This is a genomic window from Alcaligenes ammonioxydans, from assembly GCF_019343455.1.
Lineage (GTDB): Bacteria > Pseudomonadota > Gammaproteobacteria > Burkholderiales > Burkholderiaceae_B > Alcaligenes > Alcaligenes ammonioxydans.
Genome location: NZ_CP049362.1, coordinates 558380 through 579555 on the forward strand (window position 1 = coordinate 558380; position 21176 = coordinate 579555).

The window sequence follows — 21176 nt, forward strand, 5'->3', positions numbered from 1 at the left end:
TTGTGGTGCAAAGACAAATTTGCATCGCAGTTGCCTTGTGCAAGTCTCTAAACGATAAAATAACCGGTTACTGATTTAAGGCGGCTAATTTCTTATGAGTATCAAAAGCGACCGTTGGATTCGGCGGGCTGCTGCCCAAGGCATGATCGAGCCTTTCGAGCCAGGCCAGGTGCGCAGTGTGGACGGTCAGCGCATCGTCAGCTACGGCACTAGCAGCTATGGTTACGATGTGCGCTGTGCCAACGAATTCAAGATTTTTACCAACATCAACTCGACCATCGTCGACCCCAAGGCGTTTGATGAAAAGTCCTTTGTGGATTTTGTCGGTGATGTGTGCATTATCCCGCCCAACTCCTTCGCTCTGGCCCGCACGGTTGAATACTTTCGTATTCCCCGCAGTGTGCTGACGATGTGTCTGGGCAAAAGCACCTATGCCCGTTGCGGCATCATTGTGAACGTGACCCCGCTGGAACCCGAATGGGAAGGCCATGTCACGCTGGAGTTTTCCAACACCACTCCGCTGCCCGCCAAGATTTACGCGGGGGAAGGGTGTGCCCAGATGCTGTTCTTTGAAAGCGATGAAGTGTGCGAAGTCTCGTACCGCGACCGTGGCGGTAAATATCAAGGTCAGCTGGGCGTCACCTTGCCCCGTACCTAGGAGTTCTGGATGAAGTTTCGTTTTCCTATCGTCATCATCGACGAAGACTACCGTTCCGAAAATACGTCGGGTCTGGGTATTCGAGCCCTGGCTGCGGCGATAGAGGCCGAAGGCGTGGAGGTTCTCGGGGTCACCAGCTATGGTGACCTTAGTTCTTTTGCGCAACAGCAAAGCCGCGCGAGCGCCTTCATTTTGTCGATTGATGATGAGGAATTCGATGTGGATTCCCCAGAAGATGTCGCCAATGCGATCAAGAACCTGCGCTCCTTTATTGGCGAGCTGCGGTTTCGCAACGAGGACATCCCCATCTATCTGTATGGCGAGACGCGAACTTCGCAGCATATCCCCAACGATATTTTGCGCGAATTGCACGGCTTTATTCACATGTTCGAGGACACGCCCGAGTTCGTGGCGCGTCACATTATCCGTGAAGCACGTTCCTACCTGGAAAGTCTGGCGCCGCCGTTTTTTCGCGAACTGGTCAAATATGCATCGGACGGTTCCTATTCCTGGCACTGCCCGGGGCACTCGGGTGGCGTGGCCTTTCTGAAAAGCCCGGTTGGGCAAATGTTTCACCAGTTCTTTGGTGAAAACATGCTGCGCGCGGACGTCTGTAATGCGGTGGACGAGCTGGGGCAGTTGCTGGACCATACCGGTCCGGTCGCGGATGCCGAGCGCAATGCCGCGCGCATTTTCCATGCTGATCACTGCTTTTTCGTCACGAACGGCACGTCCACGTCCAACAAGATCGTCTGGCATGCCAACGTCGCCAACAATGATGTGGTGGTGGTCGATCGCAACTGCCATAAGTCGATTCTGCACGCCATCACCATGACGGGCGCCATCCCGGTGTTCTTGCGCCCTACGCGCAATCACCTGGGGATTATTGGCCCCATCCCGCAAGAGGAGTTCTTGCCGGAAAACATTGCACGCAAGATCGAGGCGAACCCCTTTGCCAGCAAGGCCAAGAATAAGAAACCCCGTATTTTGACGCTGACGCAAAGTACCTATGACGGGGTGATCTACAACGTGGAAATGATCAAGGAAACACTGGATTCCAAGATCCCTACGCTGCACTTTGATGAGGCCTGGTTGCCGCATGCGGCCTTCCATGACTTCTATCACGACATGCATGCGATTGGGGCGGACCGTCCACGTACCAAAGACACCATGATTTACGCCACGCATTCCACGCACAAAATGCTGGCCGGCTTGTCGCAGGCGTCCCAGATTACGGTACAGGATGCGGAAAACCGACCGCTGGACCGTAACGTGTTCAATGAAGCCTATCTGATGCACACCAGCACCAGCCCGCAGTACGCCATTATTGCGTCCTGCGATGTGGCGGCAGCCATGATGGAGCCACCGGGTGGCACTGCTCTGGTTGAGGAAAGCATTTGCGAGGCCATGGACTTTCGCCGTGCCATGCGCAAGGTGTCCAAGGAGTACGGCGAGAACGACTGGTGGTTCAAGGTATGGGGCCCTGACACGCTGCCCGAGGAAGGCATAGGCGAGCGCGAGGACTGGATTTTGCGCTCCGATGCGGAATGGCATGGCTTTGGCAAGTTGTCCACCAACTTCAATATGCTGGACCCGGTCAAGGCGACAGTCGTCACACCCGGTCTGGATATTTCTGGCACCTTTGCCGAGCAGGGCATCCCGGCCGCTCTGGTGTCCAAATACCTGGCCGAGCATGGCGTGGTGGTGGAAAAAACCGGCCTGTATTCCTTTTTTATCCTGTTCACCATTGGCATCACCAAAGGTCGCTGGAATACCTTGCTGACCGCCTTGCAACAGTTCAAGGACGACTACGATCGCAACCAGCCCATGTGGCGCATCTTGCCGGATTTTTGCAAGGCTCAGCCCACCTATGAACGCATGGGCTTGCGTGACCTGTGTCAGCAGATTCACCAGGCTTACCGCAAGTACGATCTGGCCCGCCTGACTACCGAGGTTTACCTGAGCGATATGATTCCTGCTCTGAAACCGTCGGATGCGTATGCCAAGATGGCGCATGGCGATATCGAGCGCGTGGGCATTGATGAGCTCGAGGGCCGGGTGACCGGTGTGTTGCTGACTCCTTATCCTCCCGGTATTCCTTTGCTGATACCTGGCGAACGCTTTAACTCCCGCATTGTGGAGTACCTGCAGTTTGCGCGCGAGTTCAATGCGCGTTTTCCCGGCTTTGAAACCTATGTGCATGGACTGGCGCAGGATATTGGCCCCGATGGACTGCCGCGCTACTACGTAGATTGCGTGCTTGAGTCTGAACCCAACGAGTAAATTTGCGTGATCCCTTTTTTTGATGTGGCCGTCATAGGCGCAGGTGCAGCCGGCATGATGGCTGCCAGTATCGCAGGCCAGCGCGGCCTGCGAGTGGTATTGATTGATCACGCTGAAAAGCTGGCCGAGAAAATCCGTATTTCCGGTGGAGGACGTTGCAACTTCACCAATACGGGCACGTCGCCCGAGAACTTCCTGTCCAAAAACCCGCACTTTTGCCGTTCAGCGCTGGCCGGTTATACCCCGCAGGATTTCTTGCAGCTGGTGCGCGACTATCGCATTGGCTTTCATGAGAAGCACAAAGGTCAGCTGTTTTGTGATGACTCCAGCGAGTCCATTATCCAGATGCTGCGTCAGGAATGTCTGAAAGGGCAGGTGTCCTGGCGCATGCCTTGTTCCGTTCAGTCCATCGGTCGTACTGAGCAAGGCTTTGTGTTGCGCACCAGTCAGGGTGAGCTCAATGCCCTGCAAGTCGTTATTGCGACAGGGGGCATGGCCATTCCGCAGTTGGGTTCTACGGACTATGCCCTGCGTGTGGCGCGTCACTTCGGTCTGAAAGTAATTGAGCCCCATCCCGCACTGGTGCCCCTGACTTTCGACGGTCGTGACTGGAAGCCATTTTCTGCCCTGAGTGGCGTGGCGTTGGAAGTGGAAGTCAGTACCGGGCAGGGTAAGCAGCGCCAGGCTTTTCTGGAAGACCTGTTGTTTACGCATCGCGGCTTGTCAGGGCCGGGTATTTTGCAGATTTCCAGCTACTGGCAGCCAGGTGAGAGCATTTGTGTGGATCTGGCACCGGGCCAGGACATTGCCCAGCAGTTGCTGGACTTGAAGGCGGGGAATCGCCAGCAGTTGGTGACGGTGTTGTCGACATTGTGGCCGCGTCGTTTGGTGGAGCAGTGGCTCGATACCTCGGAGCTGTTGCCCAAGGGCGTAGGCCAACAACGTCTGGCCGATTTGCCGGATCGCGTCTTGCGTTCCGTGGGGCAAGTGATTAATGCCTGGGCGTTGAAGCCCAGTGGCACTGCAGGCTATAAAAAGGCGGAAGTGATGAGCGGCGGCGTGGATACCCGTGAGCTCAATCAGAAAAGCATGGAAGCACGCAAGGTTCCTGGCCTGTTCTTTATTGGCGAAGCGGTGGATGTTACCGGTTGGCTGGGCGGGTACAACTTTCAATGGGCTTGGGCTTCGGCAGCGGCTTGTGCGCGGGCACTGAAGGCGCAGGCGGCTTAATGTTAAGCAAGCGGGTGAAGACGGCAGGGCCCCGATTGGGTGGCCGTTTTTGAAATCAACACAGGTGTTGGCTGGTTAGTCAGGGAGGCAATATGCAACTGCCAGTAGATAGAAAGTACGTAGCAAGTCATGAGTGGGCCAAGGAGGAAGGCGGAGTTGTGCTGGTAGGCATTACTGACTTTGCGCAGGACCAGTTGGGTGATTTGGTTTTTGTCGGGGACTTCACTCCTGGGACCCGGCTGGCCGCCGGTCAGACGGCAGGGGTGGTGGAATCGGTGAAAGCTGCTTCCGATATTTATGCGCCGGTTTCGGGTGAGTTGGTGGAGTTCAACCAAGCCTTGTCGGATGCGCCGCACCTGTTGAATGAAGCCCCGTTCGATACCTGGATTTTCAAGCTCAAGGCTGATAATCCGGCGGATCTGGACGGTTTGCTGGATGGTCCGGCTTACGCGGCGGTCGCGGAGTAAGCCAGACGTAGAGCCCGTACGAATGCAGTTTGGCCTTGCCTGATGCAGGCGGACTGATCGGAAAAAAGCCTGAATCCGTTTGACGGGTTCAGGCTTTTTATTTGGCTTCGGGCGTCAGCAGGGGGGTGCGCAGAGGCCCCGGTGCTTGCTTGAAGCCCGTGCCTGACGCCTGTCCCGACAACTGAAGCGATGCGAAGCCCGAGCCAGGGTTTTTGGGCTTTGGTGACTGTCAGCTCGATAGAGCGGTGGTGGTCAAAGGCTTGCAAGGCATGAAAAACAACGCCTTGACCTCATTGCCAGGAAGTCACGCGCCGCATAGTGACTAAGCGCCCCGCTCGTTGCTCTACGGCTTTCTTAGCGGCGACGATAGGTGACATAGTCGTAAGTAAAGCCATTTTCCTCAGGCTGGGGAAGGCGTTCAATTTCTTCCCACTCACCTTCCGGCAGTATCGGGAAGAAGGTGTCGCCGTCCACCTCTGCCTTGATTTCAGTGGCAATCAGCTCCTGAGCGATGGGCAGGGCCAGACGGAAAAGCTGTTCGCCGCCAATCACGCAAACGGTGTCATAACCGGGGCAGGCCGCCAGAGCATCGTCCAGATTGCTGAAAACCTGCGCGCCCTGGGCCTGATAGTCCGCATTGCGGCTGATCACCAGATTCGGGCGACCCGGCAAGGGCCGGCCCAGCGACTCCCAGGTCTTGCGGCCCATGATGATGGGCAAACCCATGGTCACACGCTTGAAGTGCTGCAGGTCGGACGGCAGACGCCAGGGCAGGTCCTGATCTTTGCCAATGCAACGGTTGGCCGCATACGCGACAACCAGACGGATAAGTGGGAGGGTGCTCATACGGCAACGGGCGCCTTGATATGGGGGTGAGGATCGTAATCGGTGATCTCGAAGTCTTCGTACTCGTACTCAAACAGGCTGGCCGGCTTGCGCTTGATGGTCAGCTTGGGGTAGGGGCGCGGGTCGCGTGAGAGCTGCAGTTCAGCCTGCTCGAAGTGGTTCGAGTACAGGTGGCAGTCGCCTCCGGTCCAGATGAAATCGCCGACCTCCAGATCACATTGCTGGGCCACCATGTGGGTCAGCAAGGCGTAGCTGGCAATGTTGAATGGCACACCCAGGAAAATATCCGCGCTGCGCTGGTAGAGCTGGCAGGAGAGCTTGCCGTTGGCAACGTAGAACTGGAACAGGGCATGGCAAGGGGGCAGGGCCATCTGATTGACATCGGCCACATTCCAGGCAGAAACGATCAGGCGGCGCGAGTCGGGATTGTTGCGAATCTGCTCTACCACCTGGCTGATCTGGTCAATATGACGCCCATCGGGAGTGGGCCAGGAGCGCCATTGCACGCCGTAGACGGGGCCCAGATTGCCGTTCTCGTCAGCCCACTCGTCCCAGATAGAGACGCCACGCTCTTGCAGCCACCGCACGTTGGAGTCGCCGCGCAAAAACCATAGCAACTCGATAAAGATGCTGCGGGTGTGCAGCTTCTTGGTGGTGATCAGTGGAAAGCCCTGCGACAGATCGAAGCGCATTTGGTGGCCAAATACCGAGTTCGTACCGGTGCCGGTGCGATCCCCTTTGGGAGTGCCTTGGGTGTAGACCAGGCGCAGCAGGTCTTCGTAGGGATAAAGGGACATGGCGAACTCAGGCTTGCTCAATAGCGACGGAATAAGTGATCTCGGCGGTCTTGCCCAACATGGCCGAGGCTGAACAGTACTTGTCATGCGACAGCTGCACGGCACGCTCGACGGCGGCTTGAGGCAGGTCCTTGCCGGTCACCACAAAAGTGAAATGAATCTTGGTAAAGACTTTGGGATCGGTGTTGGCGCGTTCAGCCGTCAGTTTGACCTGACAGCCGGTAATGGCATGACGACCTCGCTTGAGAATCAGCACCACGTCGTACGCTGCGCAGCCGCCTGCGCCGGTCAGCAACATTTCCATGGGTCGGGGAGCCAGATTATTGCCGCCTCCTTCGGGAGCGCCGTCCATGGCCGTCACATGACCGCTGCCCGTACGGGCAACAAACAGCATGCCGTCCTTGCCGCCCCAGTCGATTGTGCATTCCATATGAATTCCTTTGTTGTCAGTGCGAGCCAAGACTCGTCAGTAGATTGTCAGGGGTGATTGTACTTTTTGACGCGCTCGCGTGCAGCGTCCGCATCTGACCTGTGGGGCGATGGCTACTGCCACTGAACGGCATGCCGGTGCTTGTCGTCCTGTTCCAGGCCCATATAAGAAAAACCGTATGGACAAATCGGGGCAGAACCACGCTCTTTGTAAGATTTAGACTGGTTTTGTTGATTGTCCTAGGATAAACTTCGGAGCGGTACACGGCATTTTGAAACAGATATGTCACACGGGTTTACCCTCGCCTATAATGACAGTCGCCCGTATACCAAAAAATGTCGTGCTCGTATTTGTCCTGTCTCAATAAACCTTGCTTTCAATGGGGGCTTTATTCAGACGTCACAGACGGGTGTTTTAACATGACGGCTCTCGCGACCTAGGCAGTCGCAGATTTTTTGCGTCCATGCTCTTTCGATCTGCGACGCGTCAAGTGCCGCCGAGCTGCTTGGCAGCTTCACATTAACCAGGCCTGGATCATTGTGAATACCGTTTCAATACTGCTACTAGCTTTCATATTGTCCGTTACCGGACTTTTTGTCTTCATCTGGTCGTTACGTCGTAACTTCTTTGACCACAGTCCCGCCGCCTCGCGAGAAATTTTCTCCAAAGGCGAGATCGGGCAGGTAGATGACCCTTCCGCCACCCCTGAACAACGTCAGGCACTTCAAGATGAAATGGGCCACAAGACCATTTCTGCTGAGGATCGTCAGGCGCTGAGCGTTGAACTGGCAGAACGTGTGGAAGCCGACCGCTCCACCGCGTCGGTCACCTTCATTTTGCTGGCCTGTTCGGTGTTCTGGCTGATTGTGGCCTCGACCGCGGGTCTGATCAGCTCGATCAAGCTGCATGAGCCCGAGTTCTTGACGCAACACGCCTGGATGACGTTCGGCCGTATGCGCACCCTGCACCTGAATGCGGTCGCTTATGGTTGGGCCCCGATGGCCGCCTTTGGCGTTGCCATGTGGATGCTGCCCCGTCTGCTCAAGACCCCCCTGATTGGTGCCCGATACGCCATCACCGGCGGTGTCTTGTGGAACCTGGGTCTGGTCGGTGGGCTGACCTGTATTGCGATGGGTATTACTGACGGCATGGAATGGCTGGAAATGCCCTGGCAGGTTGATATCCTGATGGTTATTGGCGGCGCGCTGGCAGCCATGCCTTTGATCTTCACTTTGCAAAACCGTCGTGCCCACCATCTGTATGTGTCGGTGTGGTACATGGGCGCGGCGCTGTTCTGGTTCCCCATCCTGTTCCTGGTCGGCAACCTGCCAGCCGTACACGTGGGTGTTGAGCAGGCAACCATGAACTGGTGGTTTGGTCACAACGTGCTGGGTCTGTTCTACACTCCGATGGCCCTGGCGTCGGTGTACTACTTCCTGCCCAAGATCATCGGTCAGCCCATCAGCTCCTACAACCTGTCTCTGGTGGGTTTCTGGGGTCTGGCGTTTTTCTACGGTCAGGTCGGTGGTCACCACCTGGTTGGCGGCCCTGTGCCGCAGTGGATGGTGACGCTGTCGATTGTGCAAAGCATGATGATGATCATTCCCGTGCTGGCTTTCTCGATTAACCAGCACTACACCATGAAAGGTCACTTCCGCACCCTGATTCACTCGCCCACCCTGCGCTTTATCGTGCTGGGCGGCATGATGTACACCGTCAGCTCCATTCAAGGTTCCTTTGAGGCGCTGCGCAGCATCAACACAATCACCCACTTCACGCACTTCACGGTGGCCCACGCCCATATCGGCTTGTACGGCTTCTTTACGATCGTGATGTTCGGCGCCATTTACTACGTGATGCCGCGCGTGATGTCCTGGGAATGGCCTTACCCTAAACTGATCTCCCTGCACTTCTGGCTGGTGGTGATCGGTTTTGCCATCTACGCAATCGGCCTGAGCATTGGCGGCTGGCTGCAAGGTCTGGCGATGCTGGACCCTGCCAAAGCCTTCATGGAATCGGTCTTTGTCACGATGCCTTATCTGAAGTCGCGCTCGATTGGTGGTGGTTTGATGACTTTGGGTCACCTTGTGTTTGCCTTCCACTTTGTGGCAATGGCTTTGCGCTATGGCAGCCGTCGTATTGGTCCAGCCCTGTTTCACCAGCGCTCGGCAACTCGCAATGTAGTGGAGGCATGATTTAGTCATGGAAAGCGAATACAAACTATTGGGCGGCGCCATGGTGACGCTGGCCCTGGCCACATCGGCTCTGGTCGTTGTTCCTTACCTGCAGGTTGAGAAGGTGGAGCCCTCTCCGGGGCTCAAGCCCTACACCGAGGTGGAACTGCGCGGCCGTCAGCAGTACATCGACATGGGCTGTGTGTACTGTCACTCGCAGCAGCCACGCAGCCAGAACCAGGCTCCTGACTTTCAGCGCGGCTGGGGTCGTGCCTCGGTGGCCGGTGACTACTACTACGACACGCCGCACCTGCTCGGTACCATGCGTACCGGTCCCGATTTGCTCAATATCGGCGCCCGTCAGCCTAGCGTGGACTGGCACCTGGGGCACTTGTACCAGCCTCGCGCTTATACCCCTGGCAGCAATATGCCGTCCTATCCTTTCATGTTCGAGCTCAAGGACAAGGCTGACGAGGGCGATAAAGTTGTGAATCTGCCTGGCGATTTTGCCCCTGAAGGCAAGGTGGTGGTAGCCAAGCAAGAAGCCCTGGACCTGGTTCAATACCTGTTGGCGCTGGATCGTACGTATCCCGTATCGCCCGCCAGCGTTATCAAATAAGCAGGCATTGTTGAGCTAGTGCGCCCCGCAAGGCGGGGCGCCTCGGAGAATTAGAATGAGCGACAATCGTAAATATGACGCGCAGTTGCGCGAAAATGCGGATCCGGAAGAAAACGCGGCGCCTATCCCCTGGGTCGTCCTGGTGATTATTGCCGGTCTGTTCCTGTGGGGCATCTACTACATTTTCAGCAGCGATCTGAGTCACGACGCCACAGTGGGCGACAACCGTATCGTTGCCGATTTCGAGCTGCCAGAAGGCGCCGTGGATGGTCAGCAATTGTTTGTGGCCCAATGTGCGGCCTGTCACCAGGCAACCGGTGCTGGTGTGCCGGGCGTATTCCCGCCCCTGGTTGGTTCGGAGTGGGTGCTGCGCAAGCCAGAAGTTTTGGTCCAGATCATGCTGCACGGTATTGTTGGCGAACTTACGGTCAAGGGTAATAAGTACAATGGAGCGATGCCCGAGTTCCGCGAGAAGTTCAATGACGAGGAATTGACGGCAGTGGTCAATTACCTGCGTACTGAATTAGGTGGCAACAGTGCTGATCCTGTGGATGTGGCCTTTGTCAAAGCCGAACGTGAAAAAACTGCTGATAAAACTGATCCCTGGAATGGGGATGCCGACCTGGCTCCCATGGAAGAGTAGGACTGAAATGATGGGCCAGAGATGAGACTGTTTCTAAGTATTCTCCTGGTTGTTGCCCTGGGTATCGGGGCTCTGGCCCACCTGACACAAGGCTTTACTGCCTTGACCGCCGAGACAGCCCGTCGCAATGACGTGGCTGCCTCCCCGCGCTTGATATCCGATGTAGAGGTACTGCTTCCGACCGGGGGTAGTACGCCGCTAAGTTCCTTGTTGCAAAACGATGGTCGCATCACCATCGTCAACTTCATCTACACCCGTTGCGTCACGCTTTGTCTGGCGATGGGCTCGGAGTATCAGCAGCTGCAAAAAGCAATTCTGGACGAAGGCCTGCAGGACCGTGTGCGCCTGTTGAGTATCAGCTTCGATCCTACCGATTCGCCCGATCATTTGCGCCGTTACAGCAAAACCATGAAAGCCGATCCGGCTGTCTGGCAGTTCGTGACCATGATGCCAGGGGAACAGCGCCAGCGTGTACTGGATGATTTTGGCATCATCGTGATTCCCGCTCCCTTCGACGAGTACGAGCATAATGCGGCCTACCACGTCGTCAGCCCCGAGCCGCGCCTGGGGCGAATCGTGGACTATGGCGAACCCATGCTGGCCCTGGCCTATGCTAAACGGGCCTTAGAGGACCTGGACAAGAAGGAGGACCGGTAATGTCGTTGAAACGTGTTGTTGCGCCCTCCACGATACGTCCCTATTTGGGCAGCGCACTGGCGTTGCTGGCCGCCGTGCTGTTTGCTGCTGCTGCATACTGGGACCGCCCCCTGACTGCCTCCATGAGCCTGCATATGCTGGTTCATATCCCGCTACTGGTCCTGTCCGGTGTCGCCTTGCAGTCGGCCTTGCGTTACCAGGGTGTGGGCCGCTCGGCCTTTGTGCAGTCCTTGCTGCGTCCCTACTACGCCCTGAATGAATACGGTTTGCCCGGTTTGATCCTGGTCAGCTTTGCTGCGGCTTACTGGATGGTCCCCAAAGCGCTGGACGATGTTCTGGTGTCGCCTCTCATGGCAACGGCCAAGTATATTGGCCTGGTGCTGATGGGCATGGTGTTCATGGAATCCTGGCGTCGCGCCCATCTGGTGTTTCGCTTGTTCTTTTTTGGTAACTTCAGCTGGATGATGGCGATTGTAGGTTTGTTGTATTACGACAATCCGGTTCGCCTGTGTAATTTCTATCTGCAGTCCGATCAGGAAATTGCCGGCATAGGTCTGGTCATCATGGCATGTGTCTTGCCTTTGCTGTGGCTCTTGTCCGAAAGCAAGGCTGTGATCGCCTTTTTGCGGCAATAATACCCCTCTATTTTGTTTTGCAGGTGTCCCTATGAGCCATACTGTTTCCAACAGCGATACCCGCTTGTACCGGCGCAATAACTTTTTTGATCAGATTCTCGGCGAGACCAATCGGGCTCTGGAAGTCCTTGGGCGTTCGGTCCGAGCATCACGTCCCAATCCGGCAGGCAAGGAAGTGTCCGAGATCAGTGTCGACGAGGCTCGTCATGCTGCTGGACTAATGCGTGTTAACCATGTGGGCGAAATTTGCGCTCAAGCCTTGTATCGCAGTCAGGCCATGTTGTGCAAAGATCCCCAGGCAACTGATGTGCTGCTGCAAGCCGCGCAGGAAGAGGTAGATCACCTGGCCTGGTGCGATGACCGTCTGCGTGAACTGGAGAGCCGCCCCAGCGTGTTCAACCCCTTGTGGTATGCCGGCTCTTTTGCCTTGGGCTTGCTCGCCAGCCGTGCGGGTGTGCCGTATAACCTGGGTTTCATGGCCGAAACCGAACGTCAGGTGGAAGAGCATCTGGAAAGTCACCTGGAGTCTTTGCCCGTCAATGATCATCGTTCCCGCCGCATCGTAGAGAAAATGCGGGATGACGAGATCGAACATCGGCGTACGGCAGAAAATCACGGTGCAGTGGGTCTGCCACCTCCGGTGAAGACCCTGATGCGCATGATGTCTAAAGTGATGACGACCACGGCGTATCGTTTGTAATGCTTGTGCCGGGAGCGTGGCAAAAGCAGATTTTCAGTCTGATTCTCTGGCGGTAGAGGCGGGCCCATGACGGGCCCGCTTTTCAATGCAGGTGCAGGGCACGCAGAAATTCCAGGCGCAGGGGGAGCCAGGCAAGCAGCCTGGACCGGGTCCGGTGCATCAACGGCCTAGAAGGGACTTCAGCGCCCGAAACGCTCAGTATCGATACTATGGCTGGCGGGCCACCGCGATGAGGGGCTCCAGACGCTCGCGCTGCGCTTTTTCTTGTTTGTGAAGCTCGACAAACTTGTCACTGTCTCGATAGTACAGACCGCTGACGGGCTGTACTTTCTCCAATGCGGCACGCAATTCCCTGATGTAGTCATTGTCTGTGTGAATTTCGCCAGTCAGGCGGGCAATTCCACGGTCGCGCTCTTCAAACATGGGATTGCATTGCACAACAGTGGCACTCCATCCTTCATTGAAGTCGGCCTGTATGCCCGCTGTGAGTCCGCGAGCGTGTCCCATAGCCTAACCCAGTGATTTGGCGAGGTATTCATTTCCGAAGCGACCTGTCCTGTCAGCGTTTCACTTGTTGTGCGCATGGGCAGTGAGGCACGGGAGAGGTGCACGATTGCGGTTTTATGAGAGGGCAAAATGCAGGCATTATGCTGATTTGCCTGATGTCGGACTGCCGCTCTTGAACCCTGTTTCGGCGGCTTAGGGTTAACGACTAGATACCCGATCAAGAATTTGCGCTAGGAAATTGATGTATTAAAGCGACAAGATCAGCGTCTAAGGGTTTTCCACGGTATTTATCTTGCATTGCACCATTTTTGTAGGTAGACTTTAGTTATTGGATGTTGAAAAGAAAGCAGGAAAAACAAGCGTAATAACCCTTAGCTTTCTGGCTCGATATTGTATCTGGTAGCCCAACTTGCCACGATTGTCTCCTCCACCCTCCTCCTTTGGTGGATTTGCCCGAGATCTTTAGATCTCGGGTTTTTTTTTGTCCGTATCCGTGCAACTTTGTTCTTAGGGCTTGTTATGTCCATGCATGATGCTGGCGCCTGACGGTAAAAAAACCTTGTCCAGCATAGTGATGGACAAGGTTTTTTTGACCTGCTTTGGACGAACTTACTTTTGTGGGACGGTCGCCACGTGCAGCAAGTTAGTGCGTCCACTGGTGCCAAAGGGGACACCGGCAATCATCACGATCGTATCGCCGCCCTGGGCGAACTCGTGTTGCGCTGCCATATCAGTCGCATGATCGATCATTTCGCCCAGATCACTGACATCCTCGCAGGGAATGGCATGCACGCCCCAGGCAAGGCTTAGACGGCGTGCGGTTTCCACACGGGGCGTCAGTGCCAGGATAGGGGCGATGGGCCGTTCACGACTGGCGCGCAAGGCGCTAAAGCCGGTGGTGGTGTAGGCCACATTCGTTGCGGGTTCCAGAATGCTGGCCACACGACGCAGGGCGCAGCAGATCGCGTCTGCGGTGCTGGCTTCTGCCGTGCTGTGGTTGGCTTCCAGAATGGTGCGCCAGCTGGGATCGTTTTCGATCTCCTTGATGATGCTGTCCATGATGGATACCGCTTCCAACGGAAACTGGCCGGAGGCCGATTCGGCGGACAGCATGACGGCGTCAGCACCCGAGTAGATGGCGGTAGCCACGTCGGAGGCTTCGGCGCGTGTGGGAACCGGCGAGGTGATCATGGATTCCAGCATCTGTGTGGCGACGACTACCGGACGGCCTGCCGCGCGGGCAGTACGCACGATTTGGCGCTGCAACACAGGTACGCGCTGGGGTGGAACTTCCACGCCCAGGTCGCCACGTGCCACCATCACGCCATCGCACAGCTGGACGATTTCCTCCAGGTGTTCGAGTGCCTGTGGCTTTTCCAATTTGGCCATGATCCAGGCCTTGTCGCCGATCAGCTCGCGGGCTTCACGAATGTCGCCAGGACGTTGTACAAAGGACAGGGCAACCCAGTCTACGCCCAGTTCAAGACCAAATTTCAGATCGATCAGGTCTTTTTCGGTCAAAGGCGAGATAGGCAGTACCACGCCGGGTACGTTCACGCCCTTGCGGTCGGACAGCGGGCCGCCGACCATGACCGTGGTTTCTGCAAAATCCGGACCAAAGCTGTCCACACGCAGACGCAGCTTGCCGTCATCGAGCAGCAGGTCTGTCCCGTCTTCCAGAGCCGCGAAGATCTCGGGGTGAGGCAGGTAGGCACGCTGGCTGGTTCCCTCGGCGGGGTCCAGATCCAGGCGGAATTTCTGGCCGGTTTCCAGTGTCACGCGGCCATCTTTCATTTTGCCAACGCGCAGCTTGGGACCTTGCAGGTCCATCAGAATACCGATACTGCGACCGGTTTCCTTTTCAATCTGACGAATGGTGTGATAGCGCGCGGCATGGTCTTCATGTGTGCCGTGGCTGAAGTTCAGGCGGAACACATCAGCGCCGGCCTCGAACAGTTCACGAATGCGTTCTGGCGTAGAACTGGCAGGACCCAGGGTAGCCAGAATGCGGGAATGACGTTGACGTTTCATGGGTTGTTGTCCTTAGGGGGATCGATAGCTCAAAGAGCAGCGATACCGGCGCGGGCGATCTGAGCGTCTTCGGGTGCTTTCACGCCGGACACGCCGACAGCACCAATCACTTGACCGTCCACCACGATTGGCTCGCCGCCCTCCAGTGGTGTGATGGGCATGGACAGAGCGGCAAAGCGACCATTGTTGACCATGTCTTCAAAGACCTTGCTGGGTTTGCCACCGCCCAGCACGCAGGTTTGCGCTTTTGCCGGGGCAACCTGGGCGCTCATCAGGGGAGCGCCATCCATGCGTTGCATCCACAGCGCATGACCGCCCGCGTCGCAAATGGCGATGCTGACGGCCCAGTTGTTTTTCAGTGCTTCTTGCTCGGCTGCAGCGGCCATTTTTTTGACATCGGTCAGGGTCAGTGCTTTTGTGTCTCTCATGTCCATTTCCTTTAAGAAAAGCGTTAATCGCTAGGGGATAAAACCAGAATTGCGCGAAAATCGTTGACATTGGTCAGGGTCGGACCCGTAACCAAGGCATCGTCCAGGGCTTCAAAAAAGCCGTGACCATCATTATTGTCCAGACTGGCCCTGGGGCGTATACCTTGTTGCCAGGCACGCTCCAATGTGTCGGGACCGCAGAAGGCACCGGCAATCTCTTCCTGGCCATCTACCCCGTCAGTATCGCCTGCCAGACCATAAATGTCGGCTGCGCCGTTCAAGGCGATCGCCGTGGACAGCAGAAACTCCACATTGCGACCGCCACGGCCCTGGCCACGCAAGGTCACGGTGGTTTCTCCGCCAGAGAGCAGGACGCAGGGAGCCTGGGCGGGCTGCCCGTGTTTGGCCACGCTCAGGGCAATGCCGGCCATGACCTTGCCGACCTCGCGGGCCTCGCCCTCAATGCTGTCGCCCAACAGGACCGGGTGGACACCGCTGGCCTGGGCGACCCGAGCGGCAGCCTGCAAAGCCAGTTGCGGCGTGGCTACCAGATGGGTGGTGACATGAGCCAGGCGAGGGTCATCGGGCTTGATGGTTTCGCCTTCGCCACTTTCCAGCCGGGCACGGGCAGCGGCAGGGATGTCAATGCCATAGCGCTGAATGATGTCCAGCGCTTGTGCGCAGGTGGTGGGATCGGCCACCGTGGGACCCGACGCGATGTCCATGGGCTGGTCGCCCGGGACGTCCGAAATGAGCAGGTTCAGGACACGGGCAGGCGCACAGGCCGCCGCCAGACGCCCCCCTTTGATGGCCGACAGGTGGCGACGCACCGTGTTCATCTCACCAATCGAGGCGCCCGATTTCAGCAAGGCCTTATTGATGGCTTGCTTGTCGGCCAAGGTAATGCCTTCTCCGGCTAAAGGCAGCAGAGACGAACCGCCGCCGGAAATAAGACAGATCACCAGGTCATCTTCAGTGAGATTGCTGACTGTTCGCAAAATTTCGCGGGCGGCATCTTCGCCAGCCTGGTCAGGCACAGGGTGAGACGCTTCCAAAATGGTGATGTGGTCGCAGGGTACGCTGTAGCCGTAGCGGGTGACGACCACGCCGCTGATGGGGCCTTTGTCCCAGTGACGCTCCAGCGCCTGGGCCATCGCTGCCGATGCCTTGCCGGCGCCAATCACAATGGTGCGTCCTTTAGGAGCATCGGGCAGGTAGGGCGGGATGCAGTGTTCGGGTTGAGCCGCGTTGACGGCAGCCTGAAACATTTTGCTGAGTAAGTCTTGTGGCTCGATCTTCATGGGTCAATCCTAAGGCAGAGCGATGGCAACTGACCATCTTACCGCGCTACAACACGCCTTCATGAGATCACTGGGACTTGCTGCCCCCCTGGGGAGTGCAGGCTGTCCTGGTGAGGTCCGGCGGTAAAAAAAGCGGGCTGCAGCCCGCTTGCTGGAGGCCATGCCTGTGTTGGTCTGGGGCATGCAGCAAACCAGCACGGGCGGGAACCCCCTTGAACCGGTCTTATTGACCAATCTCGTAGTTGGCCATGATCTCCAGGGCCCGGACCATCGCGGAGTGGTCCTGTGCAGCGCCACCGTGCGCGGCGCAGGTGTTGAACAACTCCTGTGCGGTAGCGGTGTTGGGCAGAGCCACGCCTAGCTGACGCGCGGTGGTCAGGGCCAGGTTCAGGTCTTTCTGGTGCAATTCGATGCGAAAGCCCGGGTCAAACGTGCGCTTGACCATGCGCTCGCCGTGAACTTCCAGAATGCGCGAGTTGGCAAAACCGCCCATCAGGGCCTCACGGACCTTGCCAGCATCGGCACCAGCCTTGGAGGCCAGCAACAGGGCTTCGCCCACGGCTTCAATGGTCAGGGCCACGATGATCTGGTTGGCAACTTTGGTGATTTGACCGTCGCCGTAGCCACCCACCAGGGTGATGTTCTTGCCCATCAGTTCGAACAGCGGCTTGACCTTGTCGAAGGCTTCCTGCTTGCCACCGACCATGATGGTCAGGGAGCCGGCCTTGGCGCCGACTTCCCCGCCAGAGACGGGAGCGTCCAGGTACTCGCCGCCCAGCTTGACGATGCGTTCGGCAAAGTCCTTGGTGGCGACCGGGGAAATGGAGCTCATGTCCACCACGATCTTGCCAGCGCTCAGGCCCGCGGCCACGCCGTTTTCACCAAACAGGGCATCTTCCACGTGGGGGGTATCGGGAACCATGGTGATGATGATGTCAGCCTGGCGGGTGACTTCGGCGCCATTCTCGCAAACGGTAGCGCCTGCTTCTTTGACGCTTTTGGGGAAGTCGCCACGGGTGTAGGCGAACAGTTCATGACCGCCTTTGATCAAGTTGACCGCCATGGGTGCGCCCATGATGCCCAAACCAATAAAACCGATTTTAGCCATTGTGTAATCTCCTAATAATTATCTGCAGGTATCCGACGATCAGGCGGTGACTTCTGTCAGCTCCGTCATCCAGCCCAGGCCATCCTTGGTCACGCCAGCGGGCTTGTACTCGCCGCCGATCCAGCCTTGATAGCCGATGCTGTCGATGTACTTGAACAGCCAGGCGTAGTTGATCTCGCCCGTACCCGGTTCGTTACGACCGGGGTTATCTGCAATCTGAATGTGTGCGATCTTGTCCAGGTGCTTTTTCAGTGTGTTGGCCAGCTCGCCTTCCATGCGCTGGGCGTGGTAGACGTCGTACTGAATGAACAGATTGTCCGAACCGACGTCCTGCAACAGAGCCGCAGCCTGTTCGGTGCGATTCAGGTAGAAACCGGGGATGTCGAAGGTGTTGATGGGTTCAACCAGCAGACGCAGACCAGCGTCTTTCAGCTTGGCTGCCGCAAACTGCAGGTTGCTGACCAGCGTTTTGTGGGCCAGTTCGCGATCAGCGCCGTCGGCCAGTTTGCCGGCCAGGCAGTTCACCTGTTTGCAGCCCAGCGCGGTGGCGTATTCGATGGCACGGCCAACGCCGTCCTGGAATTCGCCCACACGCTCGGGCAGGATTGCAATGCCGCGCTCGCCGCCGTCCCAGTCGCCCGCAGGCAGGTTGTGCAACACCTGGGTCAGACCGTGTTGTTGCAGTTTGTCAGCCAGCTGCTGTTTGTCGTAGGCGTAGGGGAACAGGTACTCCACTCCCTTGAAACCGGCTTGGGCCGCTGCCTGGAAGCGATCCAGGAAGTCGTGCTCGTTAAACAGCATGGTCAGGTTGGCGGCAAATTTTGGCATAGTGCTACTCCGTTTTTTAAATCAGCAATCAGTCCATCAGCGAGATGGCGGTGGGGGCGTCAATACCCGCTTCGGCCAAGGATTCGAACTCTGTCACATTGTGCAGTTCGGTGCCCATGGCAATGTTGGTGACGCGCTCCAGGATCAGTTCAATCACAACCGGCACGCTGAATTCTTTCATCCATGCACGAGCCTGTTCAATGGCAGGCTGAATGTCTTCGGGTTTGTGGACGCGGATGGCCTTGCAACCCAGACCTTCCACCACGGTGATGTGATCCACGCCATAACCTTCGGTTTCAGGGGCATTGATATTGTCAAAGGCCAGTTGCACACAATAGTCCATCTCAAAGCCGCGTTGTGCCTGACGAATCAGACCCAGGTAGGCGTTGTTGACCAGAATGTGCAGGTAAGGCAGCTTGAATTGTGCGCCCACGGCCAGCTCTTCAATCATGAACTGGAAGTCGTAGTCGCCCGAAATGGCCACCACTTCACGGCCTGGGTCAGCCGCAACCACACCCAAAGCGGCAGGAATGGTCCAGCCCAGTGGGCCTGCCTGACCGCAGTTGATCCAGTGGCGTGGCTTGTACACGTGCAGGAACTGGGCGGCGGCAATCTGCGACAGACCGATGGTGCTGACGTAGGTGGTGGAGGGGCCAAAGGCGCGGTTCATCTCTTCGTAAACGCGCTGCGGCTTCAAGGGCACATTGTCAAAGCTGGTCTTGCGCTGCAAGGTGGCTTTACGTTTCTGGCATTCTGCAACCCATGCGGCGCGGTCACGCAACTTGCCGGCAGCCTTGTACTCTTTGGCCACTTCAATAAACAGTTTCAGCGCAGCACCGGCGTCCGAGGCAATGCCCAGGTCCGGACCGAACACACGCCCGATCTGGGTGGGTTCAATATCCACGTGCACGAACTTGCGGCCTTCGGTGTAGACGTCAACCGAACCGGTATGGCGGTTGGCCCAGCGGTTGCCGATACCAAATACAAAGTCCGATGCCAGCAAGGTCTGGTTGCCGTAGCGGTGCGAGGTTTGCAGTCCGACCATACCGGCCATCAGCGGGTGATCGTCAGCCACGGTGCCCCAGCCCATCAGGGTCGGGATGACCGGCACATTGACCAGTTCAGCAAATTCTTGCAGCAGCTCGGAGGCGTTGGCGTTGATGACACCACCACCGGAGACGATCAGCGGACGCTCGGAAGCGTTCAGCAGTTCGATGGCTTTTTCAGCCTGAGCGCGGGTGGCCGTCGGTTTGTACGCTTCCAGGGGCGAGTAGGTGTCCAGATCGAATTCGATCTCGGCCATCTGCACGTCGATAGGCATATCAATCAGCACAGGACCGGGGCGGCCCGAGCGCATGATGTGAAAGGCTTGCTGGAACACACGCGGGATCAGATCGGGTTCGCGAACGGTCACTGCCCACTTGGTCACGGGTTTGGCAATGGATTCGATGTCCACAGCCTGGAAATCCTCTTTGTACAGGCGGGCGCGAGGGGCCTGGCCGGTAATGCACAGAATCGGGATCGAGTCAGCCGATGCGGAGTACAGACCGGTAATCATGTCTGTGCCAGCGGGGCCGGATGTGCCGATGCACACGCCGATATTGCCGGGATTGGCACGGGTAAAACCTTCGGCCATGTGGGAGGCACCTTCCACGTGGCGGGCGAGAATGTGATCAAAGCCACCTTCTTTGCGCAACGCGGAGTAGAAGGGGTTGATGGCGGCGCCGGGCACGCCAAATACGGTGCTCACGCCTTCTTTACGTAAAATTGCGGCGGCGGCGTCCACTGCTCTCATTCGAGCCATTGATATCTCCTAGATCATCGTTTGACGAAATTCACAACTCGATAATAAGGAGTGATAGACCTGCCTAGAAATGGTGGTACGATTGTTTCTATCGATACTTGGAGTATTGAATGAGCCGTTACACCGAAATTAGAAGTTTTGCGTTGGTCGCTGAAAAAGGCAGTTTTGCGGCTGCTTCCGTGGTCGAGGGCGTGACCCCCGTGGTCATGGGCCGTCGCCTGGATGCACTGGAGCAGCGTCTGGGCGTACGTTTGATGCACCGTTCCACTCGTGGTCTGACCCTGACGGATTTGGGCGAACAATTTCTGGAGCAATGCAAGCAGATCCTGAAGGACTTTGAGGAGGCGGAGGCCAGTATCAGCGCCCAGCGCAAGGTGGTGCGTGGGCACCTGGTGGTATCGGCTCCGGCGGCCTTTGGACGGCGCCATGTAGCCCCGCATGCCTTGTCCTTTAAAAAACGCTATCCCGAACTGAAGCTGTCCTTTAACTTTACGGACAGCGTGGTCGATCTGGTGCGCGAAGGCTATGACATGGCCTTGCGGATTGGCGAGGTCACCGACCCCAATTACGTGGCGGTGCGCTTGTATCCGAACCGTCGGGTAGTGTGTGGTACGCCCGAGTATTTTGAGCGCCACGGCGTGCCGCGTGTGCCCGAGGACCTGGCGCGTCACAATTGTCTGGCGTTCAATTTGCAGGGCGGGCAGCAGCGGGGCTGGACCTTTTTGCGTGATGGCCGGCCTTTTGCGGTACGAGTCGATGGAGACCTCGATTGCAATGACGGTGAGCTGCTTTTTAACTGGGTCAAGCAGGGCTGGGGCATAGGCTGGCGGTCCACTTGGGAGATCCAGCCCGAACTCAAGCGAGGCGAGCTGGTCACCGTGCTTAATGAGTTCGAAGTCCCCAGCTATGACATTCAGGCGGTGTATCAGCAGCAACGCTATTTGCCCGCCAAGGTGCGGCGCTTTATCGATTACCTGCGAGTCATCTACAACACGCCAGGCTACTGGGATGGCGAGGTGCAGTTCTAGAC

General features: G+C 57.2%; 21 protein-coding genes. 11 read left to right on the top strand and 10 right to left on the bottom strand.

Annotated features, from left to right (window positions below; genetic code table 11):
- The first annotated feature begins 94 nt into the window (after positions 1-94).
- The 4 genes from dcd to gcvH all read left to right on the top strand — a co-directional run bounded on the left by dcd (position 95) and on the right by gcvH (position 4638).
- Positions 95-658, top strand: coding sequence for a dCTP deaminase (dcd, locus tag FE795_RS02515; RefSeq protein WP_003803918.1), 564 nt, complete (start codon positions 95-97; stop codon positions 656-658).
- A 9-nt stretch (positions 659-667) separates the two neighbouring features.
- A complete protein-coding gene (locus tag FE795_RS02520) occupies positions 668-2941 on the top strand; it encodes an arginine/lysine/ornithine decarboxylase (protein WP_003803916.1) in 2274 nt (757 codons plus the stop codon).
- Positions 2942-2947: 6 nt separating this feature from the next.
- Positions 2948-4171 carry a BaiN/RdsA family NAD(P)/FAD-dependent oxidoreductase gene (locus FE795_RS02525; RefSeq protein WP_003803914.1) on the top strand — a complete coding sequence of 408 codons (1224 nt, stop codon included), beginning with the start codon at positions 2948-2950 and terminating at the stop codon, positions 4169-4171.
- A gap of 92 nt (positions 4172-4263) precedes the next feature.
- Positions 4264-4638, top strand: a complete 375-nt coding sequence (gene gcvH, locus FE795_RS02530) for a glycine cleavage system protein GcvH (RefSeq protein ID WP_039943780.1) — start codon at positions 4264-4266, stop codon at positions 4636-4638.
- A gap of 354 nt (positions 4639-4992) precedes the next feature.
- Here the strand turns inward: gcvH and FE795_RS02535 are convergent, their stop codons facing one another.
- Genes FE795_RS02535 through FE795_RS02545 form a run of 3 tightly spaced genes read right to left on the bottom strand, consistent with a single transcriptional unit; the run spans position 4993 to position 6711 of the window.
- The gene (locus FE795_RS02535; RefSeq protein WP_003803908.1) at positions 4993-5484 is read right to left on the bottom strand and encodes a dihydrofolate reductase; all 492 of its coding nucleotides are present in this window, start codon (positions 5482-5484) and stop codon (positions 4993-4995) included.
- A complete protein-coding gene (locus FE795_RS02540; RefSeq protein WP_003803907.1) occupies positions 5481-6281 on the bottom strand; it encodes a thymidylate synthase in 801 nt (266 codons plus the stop codon). Before FE795_RS02540 ends, FE795_RS02535 begins: the two co-directional genes overlap by 4 nt.
- A 7-nt stretch (positions 6282-6288) precedes the next feature.
- A complete protein-coding gene (locus FE795_RS02545; RefSeq protein ID WP_165477535.1) occupies positions 6289-6711 on the bottom strand; it encodes an OsmC family protein in 423 nt (140 codons plus the stop codon).
- A gap of 539 nt (positions 6712-7250) precedes the next feature.
- Between FE795_RS02545 and FE795_RS02550 the strand changes: the two genes are divergently transcribed.
- The 6 genes from FE795_RS02550 to coq7 are packed head-to-tail and all read left to right on the top strand — an operon-like array spanning position 7251 to position 12139.
- A complete protein-coding gene (locus FE795_RS02550; protein WP_039943885.1) occupies positions 7251-8906 on the top strand; it encodes a cbb3-type cytochrome c oxidase subunit I in 1656 nt (551 codons plus the stop codon).
- A gap of 7 nt (positions 8907-8913) precedes the next feature.
- Positions 8914-9504, top strand: coding sequence for a cbb3-type cytochrome c oxidase subunit II (locus tag FE795_RS02555; RefSeq protein ID WP_003803902.1), 591 nt, complete (start codon positions 8914-8916; stop codon positions 9502-9504).
- A gap of 55 nt (positions 9505-9559) precedes the next feature.
- Entirely contained in the window at positions 9560-10147 is a 588-nt protein-coding gene (locus FE795_RS02560; protein WP_003803899.1) for a c-type cytochrome, read from the top strand.
- A 21-nt stretch (positions 10148-10168) separates the two neighbouring features.
- Positions 10169-10804, top strand: coding sequence for an SCO family protein (locus tag FE795_RS02565; RefSeq protein WP_003803897.1), 636 nt, complete (start codon positions 10169-10171; stop codon positions 10802-10804).
- On the top strand, positions 10804-11439 hold the full coding sequence (locus FE795_RS02570) for a hypothetical protein (protein WP_003803896.1): 636 nt from the start codon (positions 10804-10806) through the stop codon (positions 11437-11439). Before FE795_RS02565 ends, FE795_RS02570 begins: the two co-directional genes overlap by 1 nt.
- 31 nt (positions 11440-11470) lie before the next feature.
- On the top strand, positions 11471-12139 hold the full coding sequence (gene coq7 / locus FE795_RS02575) for a 2-polyprenyl-3-methyl-6-methoxy-1,4-benzoquinone monooxygenase (protein ID WP_219235594.1): 669 nt from the start codon (positions 11471-11473) through the stop codon (positions 12137-12139).
- A 207-nt stretch (positions 12140-12346) separates the two neighbouring features.
- On the opposite strand, the gene FE795_RS02580 is transcribed toward coq7, so the two are convergent.
- From FE795_RS02580 to gcl, 7 genes are all read right to left on the bottom strand, one after another.
- Positions 12347-12646 (bottom strand): hypothetical protein, encoded by a 300-nt coding sequence (locus FE795_RS02580; RefSeq protein WP_157784357.1) that lies wholly within the window; start codon positions 12644-12646, stop codon positions 12347-12349.
- Positions 12647-13255: 609 nt separating this feature from the next.
- The gene (pyk, locus tag FE795_RS02585; protein WP_003803891.1) at positions 13256-14677 is read right to left on the bottom strand and encodes a pyruvate kinase; all 1422 of its coding nucleotides are present in this window, start codon (positions 14675-14677) and stop codon (positions 13256-13258) included.
- A 29-nt stretch (positions 14678-14706) separates the two neighbouring features.
- A complete protein-coding gene (locus FE795_RS02590) occupies positions 14707-15105 on the bottom strand; it encodes a GlcG/HbpS family heme-binding protein (RefSeq protein ID WP_003803889.1) in 399 nt (132 codons plus the stop codon).
- Between the two features lie 23 nt (positions 15106-15128).
- Positions 15129-16406, bottom strand: coding sequence for a glycerate kinase type-2 family protein (locus FE795_RS02595; protein ID WP_131071278.1), 1278 nt, complete (start codon positions 16404-16406; stop codon positions 15129-15131).
- A 223-nt stretch (positions 16407-16629) separates the two neighbouring features.
- The gene (locus FE795_RS02600; protein ID WP_003803882.1) at positions 16630-17514 is read right to left on the bottom strand and encodes a 2-hydroxy-3-oxopropionate reductase; all 885 of its coding nucleotides are present in this window, start codon (positions 17512-17514) and stop codon (positions 16630-16632) included.
- Positions 17515-17553: 39 nt separating this feature from the next.
- Complete coding sequence (gene hyi / locus FE795_RS02605) at positions 17554-18342, bottom strand: hydroxypyruvate isomerase (protein WP_003803881.1); 789 nt, start codon at positions 18340-18342, stop codon at positions 17554-17556.
- Between the two features lie 28 nt (positions 18343-18370).
- Positions 18371-20146 carry a glyoxylate carboligase gene (gene gcl, locus FE795_RS02610; protein ID WP_003803878.1) on the bottom strand — a complete coding sequence of 592 codons (1776 nt, stop codon included), beginning with the start codon at positions 20144-20146 and terminating at the stop codon, positions 18371-18373.
- A 110-nt stretch (positions 20147-20256) separates the two neighbouring features.
- Here gcl and FE795_RS02615 point away from each other — a divergent pair, with 110 nt between their 5' ends.
- Positions 20257-21174, top strand: a complete 918-nt coding sequence (locus tag FE795_RS02615) for a LysR family transcriptional regulator (RefSeq protein WP_059318628.1) — start codon at positions 20257-20259, stop codon at positions 21172-21174.
- The last annotated feature ends 2 nt before the right edge of the window (positions 21175-21176 follow it).